General features: G+C 67.3%; 20 protein-coding genes. 7 read left to right on the forward strand and 13 right to left on the reverse strand.

The genetic code is table 11. The features are described from left to right. Positions 1–224: 224 nt before the first annotated feature. From AC3ITM_RS17210 to AC3ITM_RS17255, 10 genes are all read right to left on the reverse strand, one after another. Positions 225–1,022 (reverse strand): MipA/OmpV family protein, encoded by a 798-nt coding sequence (locus AC3ITM_RS17210; protein ID WP_489266761.1) that lies wholly within the window; start codon positions 1,020–1,022, stop codon positions 225–227. A gap of 145 nt (positions 1,023–1,167) precedes the next feature. Next, positions 1,168–2,490 carry a sensor histidine kinase gene (locus tag AC3ITM_RS17215; protein ID WP_489266762.1) on the reverse strand — a complete coding sequence of 441 codons (1,323 nt, stop codon included), beginning with the start codon at positions 2,488–2,490 and terminating at the stop codon, positions 1,168–1,170. Next, a complete protein-coding gene (locus AC3ITM_RS17220) occupies positions 2,483–3,178 on the reverse strand; it encodes a response regulator transcription factor (RefSeq protein ID WP_489266764.1) in 696 nt (231 codons plus the stop codon). Before AC3ITM_RS17220 ends, AC3ITM_RS17215 begins: the two co-directional genes overlap by 8 nt. Next, positions 3,175–4,164 (reverse strand): aspartyl/asparaginyl beta-hydroxylase domain-containing protein, encoded by a 990-nt coding sequence (locus AC3ITM_RS17225; protein ID WP_489266766.1) that lies wholly within the window; start codon positions 4,162–4,164, stop codon positions 3,175–3,177. Before AC3ITM_RS17225 ends, AC3ITM_RS17220 begins: the two co-directional genes overlap by 4 nt. After that, a complete protein-coding gene (locus AC3ITM_RS17230; protein WP_489266767.1) occupies positions 4,161–7,262 on the reverse strand; it encodes an efflux RND transporter permease subunit in 3,102 nt (1,033 codons plus the stop codon). The genes AC3ITM_RS17225 and AC3ITM_RS17230 overlap by 4 nt, the downstream gene beginning before the upstream one ends. After that, entirely contained in the window at positions 7,259–8,377 is a 1,119-nt protein-coding gene (locus AC3ITM_RS17235) for an efflux RND transporter periplasmic adaptor subunit (protein WP_489266769.1), read from the reverse strand. The genes AC3ITM_RS17230 and AC3ITM_RS17235 overlap by 4 nt, the downstream gene beginning before the upstream one ends. A gap of 803 nt (positions 8,378–9,180) precedes the next feature. Then, a complete protein-coding gene (locus AC3ITM_RS17240) occupies positions 9,181–10,614 on the reverse strand; it encodes an efflux transporter outer membrane subunit (RefSeq protein WP_489266771.1) in 1,434 nt (477 codons plus the stop codon). Then, positions 10,611–11,495 (reverse strand): HlyD family secretion protein, encoded by an 885-nt coding sequence (locus AC3ITM_RS17245; RefSeq protein WP_489266773.1) that lies wholly within the window; start codon positions 11,493–11,495, stop codon positions 10,611–10,613. The genes AC3ITM_RS17240 and AC3ITM_RS17245 overlap by 4 nt, the downstream gene beginning before the upstream one ends. After that, positions 11,492–11,707, reverse strand: coding sequence for a DUF1656 domain-containing protein (locus AC3ITM_RS17250; protein WP_489266774.1), 216 nt, complete (start codon positions 11,705–11,707; stop codon positions 11,492–11,494). Before AC3ITM_RS17250 ends, AC3ITM_RS17245 begins: the two co-directional genes overlap by 4 nt. 4 nt (positions 11,708–11,711) lie before the next feature. Beyond that, positions 11,712–13,682, reverse strand: coding sequence for an FUSC family protein (locus tag AC3ITM_RS17255; protein WP_489266776.1), 1,971 nt, complete (start codon positions 13,680–13,682; stop codon positions 11,712–11,714). A 76-nt stretch (positions 13,683–13,758) separates the two neighbouring features. Between AC3ITM_RS17255 and AC3ITM_RS17260 the strand changes: the two genes are divergently transcribed. Continuing rightward, positions 13,759–14,577 carry an AraC family transcriptional regulator gene (locus AC3ITM_RS17260; protein ID WP_489266778.1) on the forward strand — a complete coding sequence of 273 codons (819 nt, stop codon included), beginning with the start codon at positions 13,759–13,761 and terminating at the stop codon, positions 14,575–14,577. A gap of 100 nt (positions 14,578–14,677) precedes the next feature. Here the strand turns inward: AC3ITM_RS17260 and AC3ITM_RS17265 are convergent, their stop codons facing one another. Then, the gene (locus AC3ITM_RS17265; protein ID WP_489266779.1) at positions 14,678–15,025 is read right to left on the reverse strand and encodes an RcnB family protein; all 348 of its coding nucleotides are present in this window, start codon (positions 15,023–15,025) and stop codon (positions 14,678–14,680) included. 174 nt (positions 15,026–15,199) lie between these two features. On the opposite strand from AC3ITM_RS17265, the gene chrA reads away from it, so the two are divergent. Next, positions 15,200–16,438 carry a chromate efflux transporter gene (gene chrA / locus AC3ITM_RS17270; RefSeq protein ID WP_489266781.1) on the forward strand — a complete coding sequence of 413 codons (1,239 nt, stop codon included), beginning with the start codon at positions 15,200–15,202 and terminating at the stop codon, positions 16,436–16,438. 94 nt (positions 16,439–16,532) lie between these two features. Here chrA and AC3ITM_RS17275 read toward each other — a convergent pair whose 3' ends face one another. Beyond that, positions 16,533–17,402 carry an SDR family oxidoreductase gene (locus tag AC3ITM_RS17275; protein WP_489266782.1) on the reverse strand — a complete coding sequence of 290 codons (870 nt, stop codon included), beginning with the start codon at positions 17,400–17,402 and terminating at the stop codon, positions 16,533–16,535. Positions 17,403–17,576: 174 nt separating this feature from the next. Between AC3ITM_RS17275 and AC3ITM_RS17280 the strand changes: the two genes are divergently transcribed. Continuing rightward, positions 17,577–18,452, forward strand: coding sequence for a LysR family transcriptional regulator (locus AC3ITM_RS17280; RefSeq protein WP_489266784.1), 876 nt, complete (start codon positions 17,577–17,579; stop codon positions 18,450–18,452). 26 nt (positions 18,453–18,478) lie between these two features. On the opposite strand, the gene AC3ITM_RS17285 is transcribed toward AC3ITM_RS17280, so the two are convergent. Continuing rightward, positions 18,479–19,567 carry a DUF5694 domain-containing protein gene (locus AC3ITM_RS17285; protein ID WP_489266786.1) on the reverse strand — a complete coding sequence of 363 codons (1,089 nt, stop codon included), beginning with the start codon at positions 19,565–19,567 and terminating at the stop codon, positions 18,479–18,481. Between the two features lie 709 nt (positions 19,568–20,276). Between AC3ITM_RS17285 and aroQ the strand changes: the two genes are divergently transcribed. From aroQ to accC, 4 genes are read left to right on the forward strand one after another with little or no spacing between them, the layout of a single operon-like run. Continuing rightward, the gene (aroQ, locus tag AC3ITM_RS17290; RefSeq protein ID WP_489266787.1) at positions 20,277–20,726 is read left to right on the forward strand and encodes a type II 3-dehydroquinate dehydratase; all 450 of its coding nucleotides are present in this window, start codon (positions 20,277–20,279) and stop codon (positions 20,724–20,726) included. Next, the gene (locus tag AC3ITM_RS17295) at positions 20,726–21,148 is read left to right on the forward strand and encodes a lysozyme inhibitor LprI family protein (protein WP_489266788.1); all 423 of its coding nucleotides are present in this window, start codon (positions 20,726–20,728) and stop codon (positions 21,146–21,148) included. The genes aroQ and AC3ITM_RS17295 overlap by 1 nt, the downstream gene beginning before the upstream one ends. A gap of 52 nt (positions 21,149–21,200) precedes the next feature. Beyond that, a complete protein-coding gene (gene accB / locus AC3ITM_RS17300; protein ID WP_489266789.1) occupies positions 21,201–21,692 on the forward strand; it encodes an acetyl-CoA carboxylase biotin carboxyl carrier protein in 492 nt (163 codons plus the stop codon). A 10-nt stretch (positions 21,693–21,702) separates the two neighbouring features. Further along, complete coding sequence (gene accC, locus AC3ITM_RS17305) at positions 21,703–23,070, forward strand: acetyl-CoA carboxylase biotin carboxylase subunit (RefSeq protein ID WP_228885948.1); 1,368 nt, start codon at positions 21,703–21,705, stop codon at positions 23,068–23,070. Positions 23,071–23,475: the final 405 nt, after the last annotated feature.

Here is a 23,475-nt window from a genome sequence, read left to right on the forward strand (position 1 = left end):
CTGCACCAGCGTATCCATGCCGCTTCCAGAAAGCCTCAGCGCCGCGCTCCACCCCATCGGGATTTCCGCAACGGCAGGATCGCCCGGGCGCAGGGATCCCGAGATCGGAAGCGGATGCTATCACCCACCCACCCGACGGCGGCCTAGTCCAGCGTCCGCTTCCGGCCAAACACGGACTCGTGGCTCCCGTCGCGATACCTTTGCCCGCATGGCGCATGCGTCACTCAGAATCCGCGCGAGAACCCAATGAACACGGTTGCACTCCCATTGGTATTCCGTTCGATCAACGGGCTGTCGGTGATCTTGTTCGGCAGCACCTTGTACTGCGTAAACCCCATCAGCATCCAGTTCTCGCCCAATGGCCGGAAGTAGCTCACTCCCACGTGCGGAATGGTCACCGCGCCAGGCTTGTAGTCCACCACGCCGCGCGCCACTTCTTCCTTCAAGGTGCCGTAATAATAGTTGGCCATGTCCTTGGACTGCCACGTAACCCCAACGTTCGGGGTTAGCCGTCCCATGCCCACATCGAAGCCATAGCCGTACTGCAGCGAGAAATCCTGGCCGCCGCTGGTATCGGTGGCGTCGGTCAGTAGTTCAGCCTCCAGCTCGCCGCCGCGGCCGCTCCATTTGATCTTGGCGCCGAAGTCAAGACCCATATCGCGGTCTTCGAGCAGGTGGTAGTCCACGCCGTTGTTTGCCAGCTCGCTGCGCCCCAGGTCCTTCACATCGAACCCGTCCATGCGCCCTTTGACCACGGCCGCCAGCTCGAAGGAATCATTCTTGATGAACGCCCAACCCGCACCCAGCCCTTCGAAGTAGAACCGCTCACCGTGGTAATTCACCAGCGGAATCGGCAGCACCCGGGTGCCTTCACCGGCGTACGGGCTGTCGGCCACCACGGCCGCCAGGCCCAGCCCCCAACGCGGCGGGCCATCGTCGCCGGGACCGCCACTGGGGCCCTCCTGCGCCACCGCAGTGAACGACAAACCGCAGGCCAGCACGGGCCACAGAAACTTGATCATAAGACTCCAGACCTCACCAGGAAGGGAACCCGCCGTTGCGGGAGAGGCCGCGTCAAACCAACGCGGCCGGTTCAAAGTGAGGATGAAGTGGCGATGTCGCCGAAATGTCGCGGGTGCAGGGTGGCGCACTAACACCTGCTGTACGTCAAGGCACCTCTACCACGCTGACTGACACATCCAGTGTCGCGCGCGTACCGTCTGTGCCGGACTCGATGGCCAGCGTCCAGTGGAAGCGGTCGCAGATGCGCCCGATCAGGAACAACCCCAGTCCCTGGCCCCGCACCGGTGCCGCCTGGCGAAGACTGTCCCGGTAGCGTCGCGCCGCTTCCACCGGGTTGAAGCCGCTGCCAGAATCGACCACGGCCACCTTTCCCCGCGAAAGCATGATCTCCACGAACCCCTCGTCGGTGTTCTCGATCGCATTGCGGATCAGGTTGCTCACCGCAATGCGCACCATCGCCTCCGGCGCGGCTATGAAGGTCGGCTCCAGGACACCCAACCGCAGCTGGGCATCTTTTCCGCGCAGCAGGTATTCATGGTCGCGCGCCAAACGCGGCAGAAAGTCGTGCAGGCAGGTGACCTCTGCAGTCTCCCCGCCCGGTGGCGCCTCACGAGCCAGGTAGAGCAGTGCGACCATCGTTTCGGAGAGGTCTTCCACCGCGTGTTCGATGCGCGCCAGCACCGGCTGCGAGGCGTCCGGCAGCGGGAGCTGCCGCAGCACGTCGGCAGCCCCAGCAATCACCGCAATCGGAGTGCGGAACTCATGGCTGGCTTGGTCCAGCAGGCTGCGCTCGCGCTGGATGAATTTCTCCACCCGTTCCAGATGGGCATTGCTCGCCTGCGCGATCACCTGGATTTCTTCCCGCGGGTAGTCCGTGGGCAGGCGTGCGCCGGCATCGCTGGGGTCGATGGCCTGCATGCGTGCAGCCAGGTCGCGCACCGGCCGCACGAGGTTGGCGTGCAACCAGGCGATGAAGCCAGCAATCACCGCAGCAAAGCAAAGGATCCACAGCAGGCTCAGTCGCGCGTAGCGGTTCTGCTGCTGCTCAAGGGGCTCAATGTCCACCACGGTCACCAGCCTGCCATGTGACAGAGCCGCCACCACCGCATGATAGGTCTCACCTCCGTCCAAGTTCACCGCATCACCCAACAACGACGCTTCGGAACTGTAGATGCCCGGCGGCAGGTGCGCCAGCTGGTGTGGCAACTCGGGCGGCGCGATTCCGTCGCGCAGGTACCAGGATCGCACCAGTCCTTCGCGTGGCAGCTCATCAGCGTGGCCGCCGCGCACCCGTTCTGCATGGTCGGCGGAGATCGCGCGGGTCAGGTCCGCCCAGTAGTGCGCCTCCATCAGCAACTGACCACTAAAGCTCTGTACCGCGATGGCAAACAGCACCAACAAGCCAAGCAGGATCAGGGCAACGCTGGTCCACCAGTGAACGCCGCGTCGGCGCAGCGGCTTACCCACCTTCGCCGAGCCTGTAGCCGGAACCGGCCACGGTATGCAGCAGGGGCGTTTCCGCGTCCTGTTCAAGGGCACGACGCAACACGTACATATGCGAACGCAGTAGATCGGTGCCTGGCGAAGCTTCGCCCCAAGCCGCGCGCTCCAACTTTGCCCGGGTCACCACCTGTGGGCTCTCGCGCATCAACAGCTCCAACAGGCGCCGACCGGTGCGGGTGAGAGTGATCTTCCTGCCTGACCGCTGCGCCTGCAGGGTGCCAAGGTCGAAGGCCAGATCGCCCACCCGCAGCACGTTGTCGGCGGCACCGGCGTGGCGGCGCCGCGCCACCAGCGAACGCAGCCGCACCTCGATCTCAGGTAGCGCCACCGGTTTCACCAGGTAGTCATCCAGCCCCGCCTCGAAGCCATCGATCTTGTCACCCACATGGTCGCGCGCGGTGAGCATGATTACCGGCACCTGCTTCTTTGCTTCGCCACGCAGGCGCCGCAGCACGGTCAAGCCGTCCAGACGGGGCAGGTTCCAGTCCAGCACGATCGCGTCGTAATCTTTGGACGAGGCCAGGTGCAGGCCGGAAAGACCGTCGGGTGCGGCATCCAGAGTGTGCCCGCAGGCCTCCAGGAAGTCGTACAGGTTCGCCGCCAATTGCGCGTTGTCTTCGATGATCAGGATCGAAAGCGATTTCCGGCTCATGGCATTCCCAGTGGGTCGAACAACCGCGATAGAAACTCTAGCACGCCCATCGCCGCTGCAAAGAGGAGTACCAGCAGGCTGGCGTTGAGCAGGTACTTCAACACCGTATACAGCAGGCGATTCCTGTGTTTGAGCACCAACCCACGCTCGCGGACGGGGGCAAGCCGGGCGAATAGCCAGCTGATCGGCCCCTGCCGGTCTTCGGGCGTATTGGGCACTGTCATCGCCCAAGCGAGGCTCGCGTAGAGGCGGTTGAAGGCACGCCCCAGCGGGTTCATCGGGCGCTCCACATCGCACATCAGGATCACCCGCAACGCGTTGCTGTCGTTGCGTGCGAAATGCGGGTAGGTCTCGTCGAACACGAAGTCTTCGCCATTGCGCCAGGGCATGACGTGGCCATCCACGCAGATGTAGCAGTTCGCCGTACCCGGCGTGTCCAGCCCCAGGTGATAGCGCAGGGAGCAGGCCAGCGGATCGGAATGCATGCTCAGCTCCGCACCGGGGGGCAGCACCGAGAACATCGCGGCACGAATCCCTGGTATGCCCTCCAGCAGCCGCACCGTGGTCGGGCACAGGCGCTCTGCCGACCGGTGTGGATCGGCGTACCACGTGAGGTAGAACTTGCGCCAACCCCGCTTGTAGAACGTACGGAAACCAACGTCATGGTGCCCAGCCGACCCGGGCGCTGATGCCGCCTCGAATGCGCCCGATGCGTGCAGCTGCATCGCCTCGTCGCGGATCCGTCGCCAGTTGCGGCGCAGCCGATGGATTCCTTCAATGCAGTGCGGCTCCAGCACCGGGCGGCGCGCCTCGCGCGCCGTGGCCATGTACAACAGGCAGTTCAGCGGAGCGAACACCGGCCAGCTCTTACGCAGGTACTGAGGAAACCCGGCATAGCGCTGGCGCCCCCGGAAGCGATACACATAGAGGATGCAAACTGCCACGTAGACCAGCAGCGCGGCCATCGCCATCATCACCAAGCTCATGCCGATTCCCCCAACGAAGGAACCGCGCCATTGGCCACGGTCCGCGGTCGCAAGCGGCTGCGCAGGGCTTCGACCAAGTCATCCATTGCGCTGTAAGCCACCGGGATGACCAGCAAGCACAACACCGTTGAGGTCAGCAGGCCGCCGATGACCACGATCGCCATCGGCGCGCGGAAGCTCGGGTCGGCGCCCAAGCCCAGCGCGACCGGTAACATGCCTGCGCCCATCGCAAGGGTGGTCATCACGATTGGTCGCACGCGCTTGCGGCAGGCATCAATCACTGCGCGGTGGCGGTTCATGCCCAGCTCGCGGCGGGCGATCACGATGTAGTCCACCAGTAGGATCGCGTTCTTCGTCGTGATTCCCATCAGCATGATCAAGCCGATCATCGAAGGCATCGACAGGCTCTGCCCAGCCAGCAGCAGCGCTACGAACGCTCCTGGTATCGCCAGGCATAACGCCGCCAGTACCGTCAGCGGCTGCGCAAAATCCTTCAGCAGCAGCACCAGCACCATGTACACGCACAGCACCCCGGCAGCCATCGCCATGCCGAACCCCGCCACCAGTTCATTCATCGCCTCGGCATCGCCGGCAGGCGCCAGGGCGATACCCTGTGGCAGCCGCGCCAAGCTCGGTAGTGCCATCGCCGCACGCTCCACATCACCCAGTGGCAGCCCGTTGAGCGCGATTTTCAGGCTGATGTTGCGCTGCCTATCGTAGCGGGTCAGTTCGGCAGGACCGGACAGCAACGCCAGATCAGCCACGCTTTCCAGCGGCACCGGTCCGCGCGCCCCCGGCACCGGCAGCCGACGCAACGTTTCCAGGTCAGTGAGGTCACTGTCGGCTAGGCGCACCACCACCGGCACCTGCCGCTCGCTCAGGTTCAACTTGGCGAGATCCTGAACGTAGTCACCCAGCGTGGTCACGCGCAGGGTATCGGCGATCGCACTGGAGGTAACCCCCAAGTCGGCAGCGCGTGCGAAGTCGGGACGCACCACCAGTTCCGGCCGCACCAGCGCAGCGGAGGACACCACTGCACCGATGCCCGGGATACCACGCAGTTCGCGCTCCACCACGCGGGCATGGCTGGCGAGGCGCTCACCATCGTCGGCACTCAGCACCAACTCGAAATCCTCTCCGCCACTACCTACGCTGACCCGCGTACCCGGCAGCTGCTGGAGCTCCGCGCGTAGCTGACCCTCGATGGTGGACCGGGTAAAGCCATTGCGCTGGCCGCGCGCAACCAGGTTGGCGGTGAGCACGACCATGGCCACGCTTGCCGTGGGTGCAGACTCGTCCGGGTCTCCGGAACCGCCTCCGCCTCCGCCTATCGACGTGTGCACCGAGGCCACCAACGGGCTGCGCGCGGCAATCGCGCGGGCGTTTTCGGCCAGTGCAAGGGTATCCGCCAGTACGCTGCCGGGTGGGAGGATCAGGCTGACCTGCACGTGGTTGCCGTCATCGGGCGGCATGAACTCGCCCGGCAGCTGCGCGGCAGCCAGCATGCCCAGCGCCACCATCGCCACCGCACTGGTCAAGGTCAGCATGGGTCGACGCATGCAGGCTCGCACCCACTGCACATAGCGCAATACCCAGCGCGGCTCCTTGTGCCGCTTCGTCGGCGCCTTCAACAGGTATGCCGCCATGGTCGGGGTGAGCATGCGCGCCACCAGCAGGGAGAACAGCACGGCTACCGCAGTGGTCCAGCCGAACTGAAGGAAGTACTGGCCCACAACGCCCCCCATCAGTGAGGTAGGCAGAAACACCGCCACCAGCGTGAGAGTGGTGGCGATCACCGCCATGCCGATTTCGCTGGCGGCCTCGTCGGCCGCGCGCAGCGGCGTCTTGCCCATCAGCAGGTGGCGCTCGATGTTCTCGATCTCCACGATCGCATCGTCCACCAGCACGCCTACGATCAATGACAGCGACAACAATGACACCGTATTGAGCGAAAACCCCATCAGGTGCATCACGGCGAATGTCGGAACGGCCGAAAGCGGCAAGGCAACGGCGGCAATCAAGGTCGCGCGCCAGTTGCGCAGGAAGCAGAACACCACGACCACCGCCAGCACTGCACCTTCCAGCAGCAGCATCATCGAGCCGTGGTAGTTTTCCGTTACGGGGGCCACGTAGTCCACGGCCTGCTCAAACTGGATCTGCGGGAAGCTCTTCTGCAGGTCGGCAATCACGGACTTGGCCGCGCTGGCGACTTCCAGTTCGCTTGCCCCACGCGAGCGCAGCACATTGAACGACACCACTGGCCGGCCATCCATCAAGGTAGCCGTACGCGGCTCGGCCGTGGTGTCGCTTACCTCCGCTACCTCACTCAGTCGTATGCGGCGGCCGTCGGCCAGGCTGATGTCCATGTCGGCGATGCGTTCGGCAGAATCCACCGTGGCGATGGTGCGCACCGACATCTCCGCCCGCCCAAGCCCTACCCGGCCACCGGAGGCCTCCAGCTGCAGCTGGCGCAGTCGCTGGGAAATGTCCGCAGCGGTGGCGTTTAACGCCAGCAGCCGGCCGGGGTCCAGCGCCACTAGCACTTCCCGGTCCACGCCGCCCACGCGTGACACCGCACCCACACCGGCCTGGCCCAGCAGACGCTTGCTTACCTGACTGTCCACGAACCAAGACAGCGCTTCCATGTCCAGAGTGGTTGAGCTCAATGCATAGGTCACCACCGGCTGGCTGGCCAGCTCCACCTTCTGGATCACCGGGTCCCGCAGTTCAGTGGGCAGATCCGCGCGGACTCCGGCCACCGCGTCGCGCACGTCATCCATCGCCTCCTGCACTGGCCTGCCGATATGGAACTCAGCACTGATGGTGGCCACGCTGTCGGCCAGCGTGGTCTTGATGTGCTTGATGCCCTGCCGATTGGCCAGAGCATCCTCGATTCTGCGTGCAACGTCGTTTTCCAGCTGTGCCGGCGAGGCGCCCGGCAGCGTCGCGGTGATGGTGATGATGGGGAAGTCGATATCCGGGAAGTTCTGCACCTTCATCGCCGCGAAGCCGAAGGCACCGACCAGTGCAAGCGCAACGAACAGCAGCGTCACCGCCACCGGATTGCGGATCGACCAGCCAGATACATTGAGGTTCAAGAGCGCCCCGCCTTGCCGGCAGCGGCCACGCTGAGCACCCGCACGAGGTCTCCGTCATTGAGGAGGCCCAGTCCCGACGCCACCACCGCATCGGAAGGATCCAGACCTGAAACCAGCTCTACCCGGCCATCGCTGCGCCGGCCCACCTCAACGCGGCGGGTGAGCACCTTGCCGTCCTGCCCCACCTGCATCACGTAGTTGAAGCCATCGCGGAGCAGCACCGCGGCCTGGGGAAGGGTAAGCACGCTCTCCTCGCCGACCGCGATATGTCCCTGCACGAAGGCACCCGCACGGAGCGGTGCGTCGGCAGGAAGGTCCACGTAGGCCAGCCCACTGCGCGTGGCGGCGTCGATCATAGGTCCCAGCGTACGCACGCGCCCTTCCAGGCTTCCGGCACCCGGCACGGTGATGTACGCCCTCTGGCCGGGCTGCAGCGCGCGCAGATCAGCCGATGACACCATCGCACGCCACTCCAGGCGCCCATCGCGGATCAACCGGAACAGTTCATGGCCCGCTGGCACGACCGCGCCCACGGTGGCAGTGCGGGAACTGATGACGCCGTCGCTGGGCGCCAGCACCTGGGTCTGCACCAGCCGCAGGCGGGCCCTCTGCGCTACTGCCTGTGCCGAATCCAGGCGCGCGCGGGTAGTGAGTGCCACGGCCTGGTATTGATTGAACTGCTGCCGAGCAATCGCGCCGGAGGCGTCCAGCACCTGGGCCCGCTGCAGGTTGGCTGCCGCTTCGTTTGCCTCTGCATCGGCCAGTGCCACGGCGGCAGCGGCTTCGCCCAGCTCGGCCTGGATCACGTCAGGGCTGAAGCGCGCCAGCACCTCGCCGCGTCGCACCGTGTCGCCGACGTTGACCTTCACCTCGGTCAGGCGCAGGCCGTTGGCCTCCGCGCCGACGCTGGCTTCTTCCCACGCGGCGACGCTGCCGGCGACTGGCGCGCGTACTTGCAGCGGAGTGTGCAGCGGCCGCACCAGACGGACGGAAATAACGGGGGCAGCCGCTGGGGCAGGAGCTGCATCGTCCTCGGCAAGGCGCACCCAAGCAGCGCCGACAATTACAGCGGCCAAGCAGAGCCCCCCCGCGAGTGCGATCCGGTTACGCTTCATGGCTGGGGGTCCTCGGGCCTACCTGTCGGACGGTCGGGCCGACGACGGGTGCTCCTCACCGGCATGGTGAAGCGTCAACGGCGAGAATGGCCGGGGCGTGTCGTTGAAATGTCGCGGGTACGAATCAGTGAGATGCGGGCGTAACAGCGCTGTGGAGGTTCAGCGGTGAGCGGAGCCAGCCCGCTAAAGCAAGGCGTATCAGCAGCACGTGTACGATCAGCACGCCGGTGCCTCACCTGTCACATTGACTTCCCAGATCCGGCGTAGGTCAAAGGCGCTCCGAAGGAGGGCCTTTGACCTACGCGCCCCAGCGCTGCTTGGGCGGTGCCAGCGGCAATGGCGTGCGTCGCTATGGCTGAAAGCTCCATTCTGTTTTTGCAGAACGACTAGTGACAACACTGACGGCTAGACAGCTTCGATCTACTTAGACTCAGTATGGCTTTGCTCAAAGGCTCAGTCCTCAACCACCTACAAATGTGCCCTCCGTTGAAATCTGCACGTGTTCCATAGCGGTGCTTGAGTGCCCACTATGGAGGGCATGGCTTTACGCGGTTGCGCAGCCGTAGACCATTCTCCTAAATCTGGGTGGCTTTTGATTCAATGCGATAGAGTAAAGGCAGCGGTAGATTGGGGAACCTGCGCAAATCATGCCAACCTCTACTCAGGCCCAGAGTAGAAACTAGATCCCCATTCAACACTCTCATACTTGCACCGCTCCGGCCTTGGCCACGTCATGAATAGGTCCGCTCCCGGCCAGAAGCCGCCAAGGCTTGAAGACGGCATGTACCGGCGCTGGATCGCGCCTATCGACGCGCTTCGGCCTGACCGTCCTCCGACCAGCCACCGCCAAGCGCCAGGAAAAGATCCACCTGGCGGTCGATCAACTGCGCACGCGATGCGGCCAGCGCCGATTCGGCGTCGGCCAGGGCGGCCTCGGCGGAAAGTACATCGATGAAGCCGGTCCTGCCGAACCGATACAGTTGCCCCGCCTGGCCGCTGGCGCGGGCGGCATCATCGCGTGCCCGGGCAAGGCTGCCTTCGCGGTCCACCTCACGGGAATAGGCCGAAAGCGCGGTTTCGGCCTGCCGCAGGGCCTGCAGCACCGCGCCGTCGAACGAGGCCAATGCGGCATCGGCGTCGGCGCCCGCCGCATCGATGCGTGCCTTGGCCACCCTGCGATTGGGCCAACGCCATGACAGCAATGGGCCGATGGATGCACCGAAGGCATCCGCGGACAGGTGCTGCCTGAGCGGGTTCGCCACGCCCGCCGCTGCACCGATGCTCACCTGCGGGTAAAGCGCCGCCGTTTCCACCCCGATCGTTGCGGTGGCAGCGGCCAGGCGGCGCTCTGCCGCGCGGATGTCAGGGCGGCGCTGGATCAGCTGCCAACCATCGCCGACCGGGATGGCCTGCCGCAGGACAGGCGGCTGCCGGCAACCGGCCACGTCCGGCGGGTAGTCCGCCGGCAGCCGCCCCATCAGTGCGGCCAGTTCGAACAGGGCCGCCTGCCGTTCGGCAACCAGGTGCGGTATCGCGGCCGCACTTCGGTTGACGGCGGCTTGGGCCCGGCTGACGTCGAACGCGGTTCCACGCCCTCCCGCAGCGAGCCTGCCGGTGGCATCCAGCGTGGCGCGCTGGGTATCCAGCACCCGCTGCACGGCCGCCAGGGTCAGGTTGGCCGAACAGGTACCGACGTAGGCGCGGGTGACCGCCGCGGCGACGGTCACCCGGAGGTGGTCGCGGGCCGCCGCGACCGCCTGCGCGTCGGCGCCTGCGGCTTCGATGCCGCGGCGGATGCCGCCGGCCAGGTCCAGCGGATAGGACAGGTTGATGCCGAGCGCGTACATCTGTGGCGAGGACGCAGGCGACGTGTAGCCCCCGGCATGGGACAACGTGGCCGACGCGTTCGCGTCGGTGCCTACCGCTCCCTGCGCGCGGTACTGGAGCACCATCGCCGAGGCACGCCGGAGGTTGGCGTCGGCCGTGCGCAGGTCGGTGTTGGCCCGCAGCGCCTCGGCAACGTAGGCGTCGAGCCTGGGATCGTTGTACAGCTGCCACCAGCGGTCCGGTGGCTCGGCCAGCGTGAATGCCGCCTCCCGGCCCGATACGAACGCACGCCGGGCCTGCGGGGCGGCGGCAACCGCGTTGGCCGGAAGCCGGTAGTCCGGGCCCGACACACAGCCGGCCAGCGCCAGCACCATGGCCATCGCGCCGAGGCGGGAAACCCCGCCGATCATTTGCAGGCCCCCGGCACACGCGGGGTAATGGTCACGCTCGCGGTCCTGCCGACGATGAGCCGGGTTCCCGGGGGAACCTCATCGATGCGGATGCGGACCGGAATGCGTTGCGCCAGCCGCACCCACGTATAGGTTGGCGCTACGGCGGGCAGCAGGTTGTGGGTGCTCGAGCGCTGGTCGTCGGCGATACCGGCGGCGATGCTCTGCACATGCCCGCGCAGCTGGCGGTCATCGCCCATCAGCCGGGCCACCGCCGCGTCGCCTTCGCTGATGCAGTTGAGCTTGGTTTCCTCAAAGTAACCTTCGATCCTCAGGCTGTTGGCGTCGATCAGGGCCATCGCCTGCGCACCGGGTTGCAGGAAGTCGCCCGCGTGCAGGTCCAGGTTGGTCACGATGCCATCGGTGGTGGCGCGTACTTCGGTCCGCCTGAGGTTCAACAGCGCCACCCGCCGCTCCGCGTGTGCCTGGGCCAGGCCTGCCTGTTCGGTATCGACCCTGGCGGCGTTGCGCTCGCGCGTTTCGGAGGCGACCAGGTCGCCCAGGGCGTTGTCCCGTTTCGATTCGCGGCGGGCCAGGTCGAGCGTGGCGTGCGCGCTGCGCACCCCTGCATCGGCCTTCTCCAGCGCGGCGGCCGAGCGTGGCTGGTCCAGCAACAGCAGCAGCTGGCCGGCTTTCACCTGCTGGTTGTCGTGCACCAGTACCCGGGTAACCAGCCCGCCCATGTCCGATGCGACCCGCACCACATCCGCGCGTACCCGGCCATCGCGTGTCCACGGTTGCCGCTCGTATCTGCTCCAGACCGACAGGGCCGCGATGACGGCGATGGCGAACACGCCAAGCGTTGCACTCCAACGCCCGATGACAGCAAGCATGTGCTTCATTTCATTTTCTCAAGCAGGGGGGCGAGCTGCACAAGCAGCTCCACCAGGATCACGAACAGCGACAGGCCCACCAGCGACCGATAGGCGAAGAACCGGTACAGGCCGAGGCCTGCCAGCAGCCTGGAGGCGATCAACGTCAACGCCAGCGCGACCAGTGCCACCACCAGCAGGCCGGGAACAAAAACACCATCGATGGAAAGATCGGCAACCATCGCGTCAGTTCCCGTGGGCGATCAGCGGCGCCAGCAGGTCGCAGCGCAGATCTGCCAGCAACGAAAGCAGGCGTTTGCTTTCAGGCTCCCGGCCCGCGACGGCCGCCTCGCGCATGCGCTCAAGCGCGTCCAGCAGGCGCCTGTCCGGGCCCTGCTGGTGAAGGGCACGGGTACGGAAATGGACCACCACCGCGTCGATCAACGCGGCGTGGCAGATGCGGGTGCCGTGCCCCAGCAGGCCCGGGCCCAGCGCCCGCAGCTCGGCCACCGCGCTTGCCGCGCGCATGTCGGCAAACATCGTTCGCAGGGTGCGGGCAGCACCCGGCTGGCCGCGCAGGCGCGGGGCGAGCAGCCCGAGCCGGTCCAGCATGCGGCTCAGCCAGTCGCTGGTGATCGGCCCGCGCCCGGAAACGCGGCGCGCGATCTCATGCCTGATCGAACCCAGCAGCCTGGCACGGCTGCGATCGGCATCGAGGGTCTGGAACAGGCGCATGCTGCACAGCGCCGCGGCGGTACCCACGAACAGCGCCACGCTACTGTTGAGGGCGCCTGCGATATGGGTGGCATTGGTCGCGCCCAGGCCGGCGATCAGCGGGAAGGTAAGCACCACTCCCAACGCGGCCATCATGAAGGGCGGGCGCGCCAGCAACGAACCGCATACCAGCAGCACCGGCGCCAGGGCGGCGGCGAGGCCCATGAAATCGGACAGGGCCGGGAAGATCGCCACGCCGTAGAGCAGCCCGACCGCTACCCCGATGGACGACCCGGCCAGATAGCGCATGAGATGGCCGCCAGGGGCCTCGATGGTTCCAAACAGCACGCACGCCGTCCCGATGATGGACACCGCCGTGGCACCGTCGGACCAGGCCGTGGCAATCCACGCCCCGCAGCTCAGCACGATGCCGATGAAGGCACCGAAGGCAGCGCGCAGGGCAAGGCGGTGATCGCGGTGCAGGACGTGGCCGTTGGCCTTTTCCGCTGCAACCGGCCACCGCCAGTTCGGGCTGTCGGTGCGCAGCTGGTCTTCCAGCACGCGGCAATCGCGGTGCGCACGGTCCAGCGCGGAAAGGTCCGCGGACAGATTGGCCTGCAGCAGTTCGCGCCAACCGCTCGGCTCGGCCGTGGCGTGGGCCGGCGTGCCGTGTTCGGCTGCGCGCAGTTCTGCCAGCGAATCGTCCACGGCACTGGACAGCATCAGCACCGCGAGCATCCGCTCGTGCAGCGCGCGCAGCATCGCTACCTGGGCCGGGCCATGGGCACTATCGAAGCGCAGGTGGATGGAAAGCGTGTGCAGCTCCAGCAGGTCCACCGCCACCTTGGCGCGGTCCTCGGCCAGCACCGCGTCCCTGGCACCGGCACGCATATCCTGCGTCCAACGTTCGGCGTCGGACAGGATGGCGGCGACACGCGCCTGGACGCGGTGCCAGACCCGGCGCGGAAGGATCAACCCGTGGACGAGCGTGGCGGCAAGGATACCGATGGATATTTCCTGCACGCGGGTGATGGCGATGCTGAAGACGTCACCGGGCACCATCACGCTGGGGAACCCGATCAGGCTGGTGGTGTACCCGGCCAGGAGAAAGGCGTAGGACCGTGGGGTCCGGTCGAGCATTGCCAGGTACAGGCACAACCCCATCCAGGCCGCCAGCGCCACGCTCAGCACCAGGGGCGCGTTGGCCAGGCGCGGCACCAGCACCACCGTGGCGACCGCCCCGCCGATCGTTCCCAGCAGACGGTACAGGCCACGGCTCAGCGTTGCCCCGGACAGCGGCTGGGACACCAGGTAGACGGTGCCGATCACCCAGAACGGGCGGGCCAGGCCGATCCGCAGCGACAGGTACAACCCGAGGATGGCGGCGGCCAGGCACTTGAGGGAGAACAACACCGCCTCCCGGTCGGCCTTCAGCGCCGGCGCCTTCAGCAGCGCGGGCAGCGGCGGGAGGAAGGAACGAGTGGGGGGCGCCGGCGTTTGCATGGGCTCATCGTAGTGAGCGCCCCGCCCGCCGAATTTCGCTAGAATGCCAATGTTTCGCTAAAACAGGCCAACCGGAGTGACCCGCATTGTGCTCCCCGGCTTCGACCTGGACCCGGACCAGACCGATCGGCCGGCGGTCGCCAGCCGGCTGCAGGTGGCCGACCACGACGCCGAGATCCCGGTACACGAGCACCGCAAGGGGCAGTTGATCCTTGCCCTGCACGGGGCCGTGACCTGCCAGGTTGAGCGGGCCCTGTGGATCGTTCCGCCGCAGTGCGGGGTGTGGATTCCCGGCGGCATGCCGCACAGCAACCGCGCCACCGCCAATGCGCGCCTGTGCTATCTGTTCGTCGAACCCGGCGCGGCGGCCCTGCCCCGGCACTGCGTGACGTTGTCGATGTCACCGATGGTGCGGGAGATGATCCTGCACCTGGCCGACGCCCCGCTCGACTATCCGCGCGGCGGGCATACCGATCGGCTTGCGCGCGTGCTGCTGGACGAACTGGTACAGATGCCGGCCGAGCGGGTGTACCTGCCAATCAGCCATCACCCAAAGGTGCGGGCGCTGGCCGATGCGCTGTCGGCCAATCCGGCCGACCGCAGCACCATCACCCAGTGGGCCAGGCGCCTGGCGCTGGGGGAGCGGACGTTGACGCGCCTGATCGCCAGCGAAACCGGCCTGTCCTTTGGCCGGTGGCGGCAACAGCTCCACCTGCTCGTCGCCATCCGCGAGCTTGCCGGTGGCGCCCCGGTCCAGCGGGTGTCCGAAAGCCTGGGCTATGAGTCGGTCACCGCGTTCATCACGATGTTCAAGAAGGCACTCGGGCTGTCGCCCACCCGCTATTTCGCGGTGCGTTCGCAGCATCACCCGGCCGGCGACCCGCACCGGAGGTGAGCTGAGCCGTGCCGCCCTACCGTGCGTGTATGCCGTTTCCCTGCAGGCCACTTGCACCGACGGGATCAATCCGTTGACCCACGGCCGCGCCGGCTATCGATCAACGATGCAGCGCGTCGATGATCAAGCCGGTGGCGATTTCCACCAGCAGATACTCGCTGTCGGACTGCCGAACCCAACGCTGACCACGGCCGGGATCACGCAGCTTGTAGTGCGCGTAATCGTCCACCCAGTAGCGGCGGTCGACCTCGGCCCAGGGCAGGCGCTCACCACGGCGCCACGCCTTCTTCTGCCAGCCCGGCGGCGGCGCCTTGCGGCTGTGCGGCCCACCGGCATGGGCAGGGGGACCATTGCCCTTGGCATGGTGCGGCGGGTCGGCCCAGGCCGGGGCAACGGCCAGCAGCGCCGCCGTGGTCAATGCAACGCCCAGCAGTCGTACGGTTTTCATGGGAATCTCCCTACCCGGCCGCGGCGTGCGGCGTGTTGGCACCGAATATAGGTCAGGCGATGTGAAAGAAACCAAGCGGCTGCGGGCCGGGGTTGCGCAATTGAACGCCGCCGCCGCGGTCGGCAATACTGGGCCGACGGTACCCACCTCCTGGCCCTGGGCAATGTTTCTTCCGTGACCGAATCGCCGCCCACGCCCGCCCCCGGCCCCATCGATACGGCGCGTCCAGCCGGCACCGCCGCCGAGGTATTCGGTGTCTTTCTCAAGCTGGGGCTGACCGCATTCGGTGGCCCGATCGCGCACGTGGGCTATTTCCGCCAGGAAGTGGTGCAGCGCCGCCGCTGGCTGGACGAGGGCCAGTTCGCGCAGTTGCTGGCCGTCTGCCAGTGCGTGCCGGGGCCGGCCAGCAGCCAGATGGGCCTTGCCATCGGCCTGTTCCGCGCGGGCTGGCGTGGCGCGCTGGCCGCCTTCGTCGCCTTCACCCTGCCATCGGCGCTGCTGATGTTCGGCGTTGCCGCCCTGGCAGCGCGCCTGGACCATGGCATCGGTGCAGCGGTGGTGCATGGGTTGAAGCTTGTGGCCGTGGCGGTGGTCGCCCATGGCCTGGTGGGCATGGCACGGCAGTTGGCGCCGGATGCGCCGCGTGCGCTGATCGCTGCCGCCGCATGTGCGCTGATCGTGCTGACAGGCAGTGGCTGGGCGCAGCTGGCGGCGGTTGCGGCCGGCGGCGCACTGGGTCTTTGGCTCTGCAGACGCGTGAGCGCCCCGGCGGCGGCGGTGTTTCCGGTGAGCTATGGCAGCCGAAGCGCAGCGGTGTTCCTGCTCCTGTTCCTGATCGGGTTGGGCGCGGCCCTGGTCCAGCCTTCCTACGGGACACCCACGATGGCCAGCCTTGCCGGCGCGTTCTACCAGGCCGGCGCGCTGGTCTTCGGCGGTGGGCACGTCGTGTTGCCGTTGCTGCAGCAGGCCGTGGTCGACAGCGGCTGGGTCGGCCCCGATACATTCCTGGCCGGCTACGGCGCGGCCCAGGCGATGCCCGGGCCGATGTTTTCGCTGGCCGCGTTCCTGGGCGCCGAAGTGCCTTTGGGTTTGCCGGCGGCGGCCGGCGCGGCGGTGGCGCTGCTGGCCCTCTTCCTGCCCGGGTTCCTGTTGCTGCTGGCGGTGTTGCCGGTCTGGAGCGGGCTGGCGCGGCGGCGCTGGGCGGCCAGCGCGATGGCCGGGATCGGTGCAGCCGTGGTCGGCCTGCTGGCTGCCGCGTTCCATGACCCGGTATGGACGCAGGGCGTGCACACCCCGGCCGACGTCGCCATCGCCGCGGTCGGCTTTGCGCTGTTGACCATCGCCCGGGTGTCGGCGCTATGGGTCGTGCTGTGGGCCGTGGCCGCGGCGGTGGCGTTACAACAGGTGCTGTGACGCCAGTGCACCGCGCGGCTGTGCGGACGGGCCTGCCGGCCTGCATCGCGGCGGGCGGGCGCGGGAATGCACCGGCCCACCGCCCCCGCACCGATCACGCGGTGGCGACCGCCTCGGCAACGAAGTCCTGGTAGGTGCGCAACGGGCGCCCGAGCAGGGACGCCAGCTGGTCCGCCGTGCCGTCCGCCGCCTGCATGCCGAAGGTCTGGATGCCGGCCATCATCAAGCGCATGTCATAGGCCAGCCACGACGGGGCGTAGGCGGCCAGCTGCGCCTCGAACGCGGCGACATCGTCACCGCCGTAGGCAACCGCACGCCCCAGCGCCGCGCTCCAGGCCTGCGCCGCTGCGGTCCCGGTCAGCACCTGCGGGCCAACCAGGTCCAGCGTGACGGCGGCCAGCGCAGCCGGCGCGCGGTCGCGGCGCAGCAGCTCGGCAACGGCGATATCGGCGATGTCGCGCGCATCGATCATCGCCACCCCCTGCGTGCCGATCGGCATCGGGTACACGCCATGGTCCTGGATCACCTGCTGCACCGACCGCTCGTTCTGCATGAAGTAGGCCGGGCGCAGGATGGTGGCCGCCATGCCCAGGCTGTCGATCATCCGTTCCACGGTGTGCTTGCCGGTGAAGTGCGGCACATGCGTGAAGCGGTCGGCATGGATCACCGACAGGTAGACGATGCGCTCGATACCGGCCTCGCGGGCCAGGTTCAGCGCGATCAGGGCCTGGGTCACCTCGTCGGGCGTGACCGCGTTGAGCAGGAACAAAGTACGCACCGACGACAGCGCCGCACGCATCGAAGCGACGTCGGTGAGGTCACCGACCACTTCGCTGACGCCGGCCGGGAAGGACGCCTTGCCGGGCGTACGGACCAGCGCCCGGACGTCGGCGCCGGCCTCGGCCAGGCGCTGGGTGATCAGGGAACCGACGGTGCCGGTGGCACCGGTGACGAGAATGCTCATGGGTATTTCCTTCATTCAAGGGAGGACAAGGGTGGGTACGAACACAAGCCCGGCCATGCCGGCCTGCCGGTGGATGCGGCAGGGCGTTGTTTCGCCGCAGGGAAACGATAGGTCGTTGCACCATCAAAACGAAGACGCCACTATGTAGATCCAACGTCTCATATGTGGAACACCATGGCGCTGAATGAACTGAGCGATTTCCTGCTGGTGGCGGCCAGCGGCGGACTGGGCAAGGCAAGCCGCGCCAGCGGCAGGTCCAAGGCCACGCTGTCGCGCCGGATTGCCGATCTGGAAGAACAGCTTGGAGTGCGCCTGGTGGAGCGCAGCGCGCGCGGGCTGACCCTCACCGACGCCGGCCAGATGCTGGCCAGCCGCATTGAAGCCCCGCTGGGCGAGGTGGCCGAAGCGATCACCGCTACCCGCGAAGGGTTGTCCTCACCGCGCGGACGGCTGCGCGTGGCCGCCCCGGTGCTGTTCTCCCAGCTGGCCATGGGACGCATCGGCGCCGATTTCTGCGCGGCCTATCCCGAGGTGGCCATCGAGGTGGTGGCAGAGGACCGCATGGTCGACCTGGTGGAGGAGCAGTTCGATGCCGTGATCCGGATCAACCCGAGCCCGGACAGCAGCCTGGTGGGCCGCTGTTTCGCCCGGGACCGGCTGGTGGTGGTCGCCGCCCCCGGGCTGGCGGTGCCGGCGCCCGGCGCGGTCCGGCCAGTGCCGGGCATCGTCACCTCCACCTTCCAGCCCGGCCCGTGGAACCTGGACCAGGGCCGCCTGATCCTGGAGCCCATTCCGCGGCTGCGGTTCTCCTCGTTCCTGATGATCCGCGATGCGGCCCTGGCCGGTGGCGGCGCGGCGCTGATCCCGCAATCCATCGCCGGCCATCACCTCGCCCGCGGCGAGCTGGTGCAGTGGGGCGTGCTCACCGGCGCCGAGCCGGCGCTGTGGGTGCTGCACACCTCCAGGCGCCTGGCCGCGCCGAAAGTGCGCGCGTTCGTGGATTTCATGTGCGCCAGATACCCGGACATGGCGCTGGTGCTGGAGGGATAGGCGGGCAGGCGTGGAGCGGGTACGCCTCAGCGCAGTACGTCGTCGGCGTCCACCAGTTGCACGTCGTGCATCTGGTTGAGGTAGGCCTCGTAATAGGGCTTGTGCGATGCGCCGACGATGGCCAGCATGCGCGTGCCCGGCGCCTGCCCCAGCACGTCGCGGATGTTGGCGACCATGCGCAGGTTGCGGGTTTCCCAGTAACCCACGTAGCCGCGCCCGAAACCCTGCGGCGAAGGTTCGACCAGCGCCGCGCCGAAGTCGCTGTGATAGGCCTGCAACGCGGCGTCCGCTGCGTTGTAGGCGCGGTAGATCGCCAACAGGCCGTCAGGCTTGCCCAGATCGGCGTACAGCGGAATGTCCGCAGCGGCGCGGGCCCGGGTATACGGGTTGTCCCAGGCCTTGGCGATCGCCTCGCCGGCGGCCTTTTCGAGCACCTTGGGCGTGGGCGAATCGGCGGTATGGTCATCCACCGCCCAGACCCGCTCCAGTCCCAGCCGTGCGGCCAGCGTGGCCGCCACCAGCACCGACTCGTCGCGCCGTTGCAGGCGCTTGTCCAGATAGGCCACCAGTGGTTCGCTCAGGCCGTCGGCGGCGATGCGTTGCCCGATGGGCAGGCGCAGCCATTGCACCAGCGCCGAATTGCGCTCACCGGCGGCCAGCCATACCGCAGCCAGCCGCCGCCGCTGTGCCGCACTGGGCGTGGCCGGCCAGGTCGCCAGCAGCCGCTCGGCCTCGGCGTTCGCGGCCGGCACGTCCAATCCGGTGGCGGCCTGCGCCGGGCCGGTATCCACGCAGTAGCTGCCGACGCTGTCGGCATACCGTGCGGGATGGCGGCGCATGAAGTCGCACTGCAAACCGGACACCGCCTCCACCGCGATGGCCTCCGGCTTCCAGGCCGCCAGACGCCCCAGCAACGGCTCCAGCTGCGCCGGCGCGAAGCTGTCCGGGAGTGCCGACAGGTGCGGCGACCCCAGCACCAGCACCTGGTTGGGTCGGCCCGCGGGCGGGCCCTTCAGTTGTTCCGGGTGGAAGGTGGGTTGATAGCCAGGACCGGCGGCCAGCGCGCTGGCGCTGCACAGCCCAAGGATGAACATACTGCCGATGCGCCTGATCATGCCGCCTTCCTGCAATGGCCGATGCCTTGCCCCGGGCCGATACTGGTCGACAGACCGGGCGCGGGAAACCGCCGTTGGTCATGGCAACCTTTGCGCGCCTTACTGCATCGCCAGCCGCCGATGAGGGCCACGCCGGACCGGAAGACGGGCTCGGGTGCCTTCACGGCCGTACCTGCGTACTGGAGCCTGTGGCCGATTGCGGCCAGCGGCGGCTACTGCGTTTGGGCCGCCGGGCCTCGATGTGGCATCACCTTGCGTGAGCCGCCCGGCCCAGGCACGCCGCACTGCGGGCCGGCCTCGCCGGCCCGCAGCAGCGCATGCCTGCGTCGATCACCCCGGCGATCAGCCGCGGGCGTTCTTCTTTTCGTTCTTCTCCGCCTTCTTTTCCTTCATGGTCTTGGCGGGCTGCTTCTTGGTTTCTTTCTTCTTGTCCAGACTCTTGGCCATTGCGGCATTCTCCAGTAGGTTGAGACGGCAGCAGCATGGCACATCCGGAGCCTGCCACCACAGCCGCCGGGCCGCCCATTCATCGCCGCTGCGGGCGGGCGGCGACCGGCCCGCCGCCGGTACCGGCGCCAGCCGACACCGCCCTGCCCCAAGGCATGCGCCACACTTTCAAACGAACGCTTGAAACACGCGCAACTTCGTCGAACTGGACACGATCAGCAGGTTCCGCCAGACTGCCGCCCTTTCCCGTTGTTCGGCACCCATGGCGAAACTGCTGGTCCTGCATGGCCCCAACCTCAACCTGCTCGGCAGCCGCGAGCCGGGGGTGTATGGGCACACCACGCTGGCGCAGATCGACCAGGCCCTGCTGGCCCAGGCGCAGGCTGCCGGGCATACGCTGGACCGCCTGCAATCCAACGCCGAACACACCCTGGTGGACCGGGTACAGGCTGCCCGTGAAGACGGCACCGCCTTCATCCTGATCAACCCGGCGGCGTTCACGCATACCTCGGTGGCCCTGCGCGATGCGCTGGCCGCGGTGGACGTGCCCTTCATCGAGATCCACCTGTCCAACCCGCATGCGCGCGAGCCGTTCCGCCAGCACAGCTATTTCAGCGACAAGGCGGTCGGGGTGGTCTGTGGTTTCGGCGCGGACAGCTATCGCTATGCGATGGACGCCGCGTTGACCCGGCTGGCGGCTGCGGTCGCGTGATGGCCATCGTGCGCGTCATTGCCAGCGTTGTGCTGTCGGCCGGCCTGTGCGCCAGCGCTGCGGCGTTCGACCGCCAGGACGAGGGCATCGACTGCGCGCATCCGACCACCACGATGGAGAGCGACCTGTGCGCCTCGGACGTGGCGGCCGCCGCCGATGTCGAACTCAATGCCGTCTATCTGCAGGCGCGCCGGCAGCTGCGCAGCCCGGCCAACGGCGGCGGCTGCAGCTGGTGCGGCAACGCCGAGCAGCAGCTGGTGCAGGCGCAGCGCGCCTGGGTGCAGCTGCGCGACCACGACTGTGACGCGGTATACGCCCTCAATTCCGACGGAACGGCGCGCAATGGCGCGCAGATGCGTTGCCTGATCACGCACGCCCGCGACCGCACGCGGCAGCTGCGCGATTTCTACGACTTGCTTTGACCCGAGCGCACCGCGCTTCCCACTACTAACACCACGAGCCAAAGAGGCCCCTATGGATCTCCGCAAAATCAAGAAGCTGATCGACCTGCTGGAAGAGTCGAACCTGGCCGAAATCGAAATCAAGGAAGGCGAAGAATCGGTGCGCCTGTCGCGCGCCCCGGTGTCCGGCTACGGCATGATGCAGGCCCCGCAGATGATGATGGCGCCCGCCCCGGCCCCGGCCCAGGCCGCTGCCCCGGCGATGCCGATGCAGTCCCCGACCGAAGCCTCCACCGGCGGCACCGCCAAGGCCGGCAACGCCCTGCCGGACGGCCACGTGCTGCGCGCGCCGATGGTGGGCACCTTCTACGCCTCGTCCTCGCCGGACAAGCCGGCCTTCGTGTCGGTCGGCCAGGCGGTCAAGGCCGGCGAAACGCTGGCGATCATCGAAGCGATGAAGATGTTCAACCCGATCGAGGCCGACGTCTCCGGCACCATCGTCGCCATCCTGGGCGAAAACGGCCAGCCGGTCGAATTCGACCAGCCGCTGTTCGTGATCGGCTGAGGATTTGCCCATGCTCGACAAAGTCGTCATTGCCAACCGAGGGGAGATCGCACTGCGCATCCTGCGCGCGTGCCATACCCTGGGTATCCGCACGGTCGCCGTGCATTCCACGGTCGACCGCAACCTCAAGCACGTGGCCATGGCCGACGAGTCGGTCTGCATCGGTCCGGCACCGTCCTCGGAGAGCTACCTCAACATTCCGGCACTGATCGCCGCGGCCGAAGTCACCGACGCCCAGGCGATCCACCCCGGTTACGGCTTCCTGTCGGAAAACGCGGATTTTGCCGAGCGCGTGGAAGAGTCCGGCTTCATCTTCATCGGCCCCAGGGCCGAGACCATCCGCCTGATGGGCGACAAGGTGGAAGCGATCCGTGCGATGAAGGCCGCCGGCGTGCCGTGCGTGCCCGGCTCGGGCGGCCCGCTCACCGATGACATCGTGGCCAACACCAAGATCGCCCGTGAGATCGGCTACCCGGTCATCATCAAGGCCTCCGGTGGCGGCGGCGGCCGTGGCATGCGCGTGGTGCATGCCGAGGCATCGTTGAAGGCGGCGATCGAGACCACCAAGTCCGAAGCCAAGGCCGCCTTCAGCAACGACCAGGTGTACATGGAGAAGTTCCTGGAGAATCCGCGCCATGTGGAGATCCAGGTGCTGGCCGACGGCCAGGGCAACGCCATCCACCTGGGCGAACGCGACTGCTCGATGCAGCGCCGCCACCAGAAGGTGGTGGAAGAAGCGCCGGCGCCGGGCATCAGCGAAGAGATGCGCGAGCAGATCGGCAAGGTCTGCGTGGAAGCCTGCATCCGCATCGGCTATCGCGGCGCGGGCACCTTCGAGTTCCTGTTCGAGGACGGCCGTTTCTACTTCATCGAAATGAACACCCGCGTGCAGGTGGAACATCCGGTGACGGAGATGGTGACCGGCATCGACCTGGTCTGCGAGCAGTTGCGCATCGCCGCCGGCCAGAAGCTGAGCATCAAGCAGAGCGATGTGGTGCTGACCGGCCACGCGATCGAGTGCCGGATCAACGCCGAAGACGCTGAAACCTTCGTGCCCAGCCCCGGCCAGATCACCGCCTTCCATCCGCCCGGTGGCCCCGGCGTGCGCGTGGACACCCATATCTACAGCGGCTACCGCGTACCGCCGAACTACGACTCGATGATCGGCAAGCTGATCGTGCACGGCCCGGACCGCGAAACCGCGATCGCGCGCATGCGCGTGGCGCTGAGCGAGATGGTGGTGGACGGGATCAAGACCAACGTCGCGCTGCAGCAGCGGATCATGCGCGACAAGGGCTTCCAGGCCGGTGGGCAGAACATCCACTACCTGGAAAAGCGCCTGGCCGAACGCAAGAACAAGTCGATCGCGTTGACCTGATCGCCACGTTCAGCGGCACCACGGAAAGGCGGGGATTTCCCCGCCTTTCTGCTTTCTGGCGATCGGTCCAACGCACCGGTAGTGCCGGCCGCTGGCCGGCAACCTCCTGGCTCCATGGCCAAGAGCAGCGTCTTACCTCTCTGCGTGGGAGGAGGACGGGTAGCCCCATGCGGGACACGCCGTGAATCCCGCTCCGCGGCCCGGCCCAGCCGCTGGCGGCTGGGCGTTCAGTCGCATGCGAGGCAGTGCCTCGCAAGCAATGCGCCTTCACCCCTGTAGGCTTGTCGAAGCCGTGCTCGCATGCGCTGTCCGGCGGACCCATGTTTTCGACAGTCCCGCACGAGGCTACCCGTCCTCCTCTGGACGGATTCCCGTATGCGGCAGGTAGAGCAGGTGGCGCTCCGT

The organism is Stenotrophomonas sp. KH_029 (assembly GCF_057839765.1).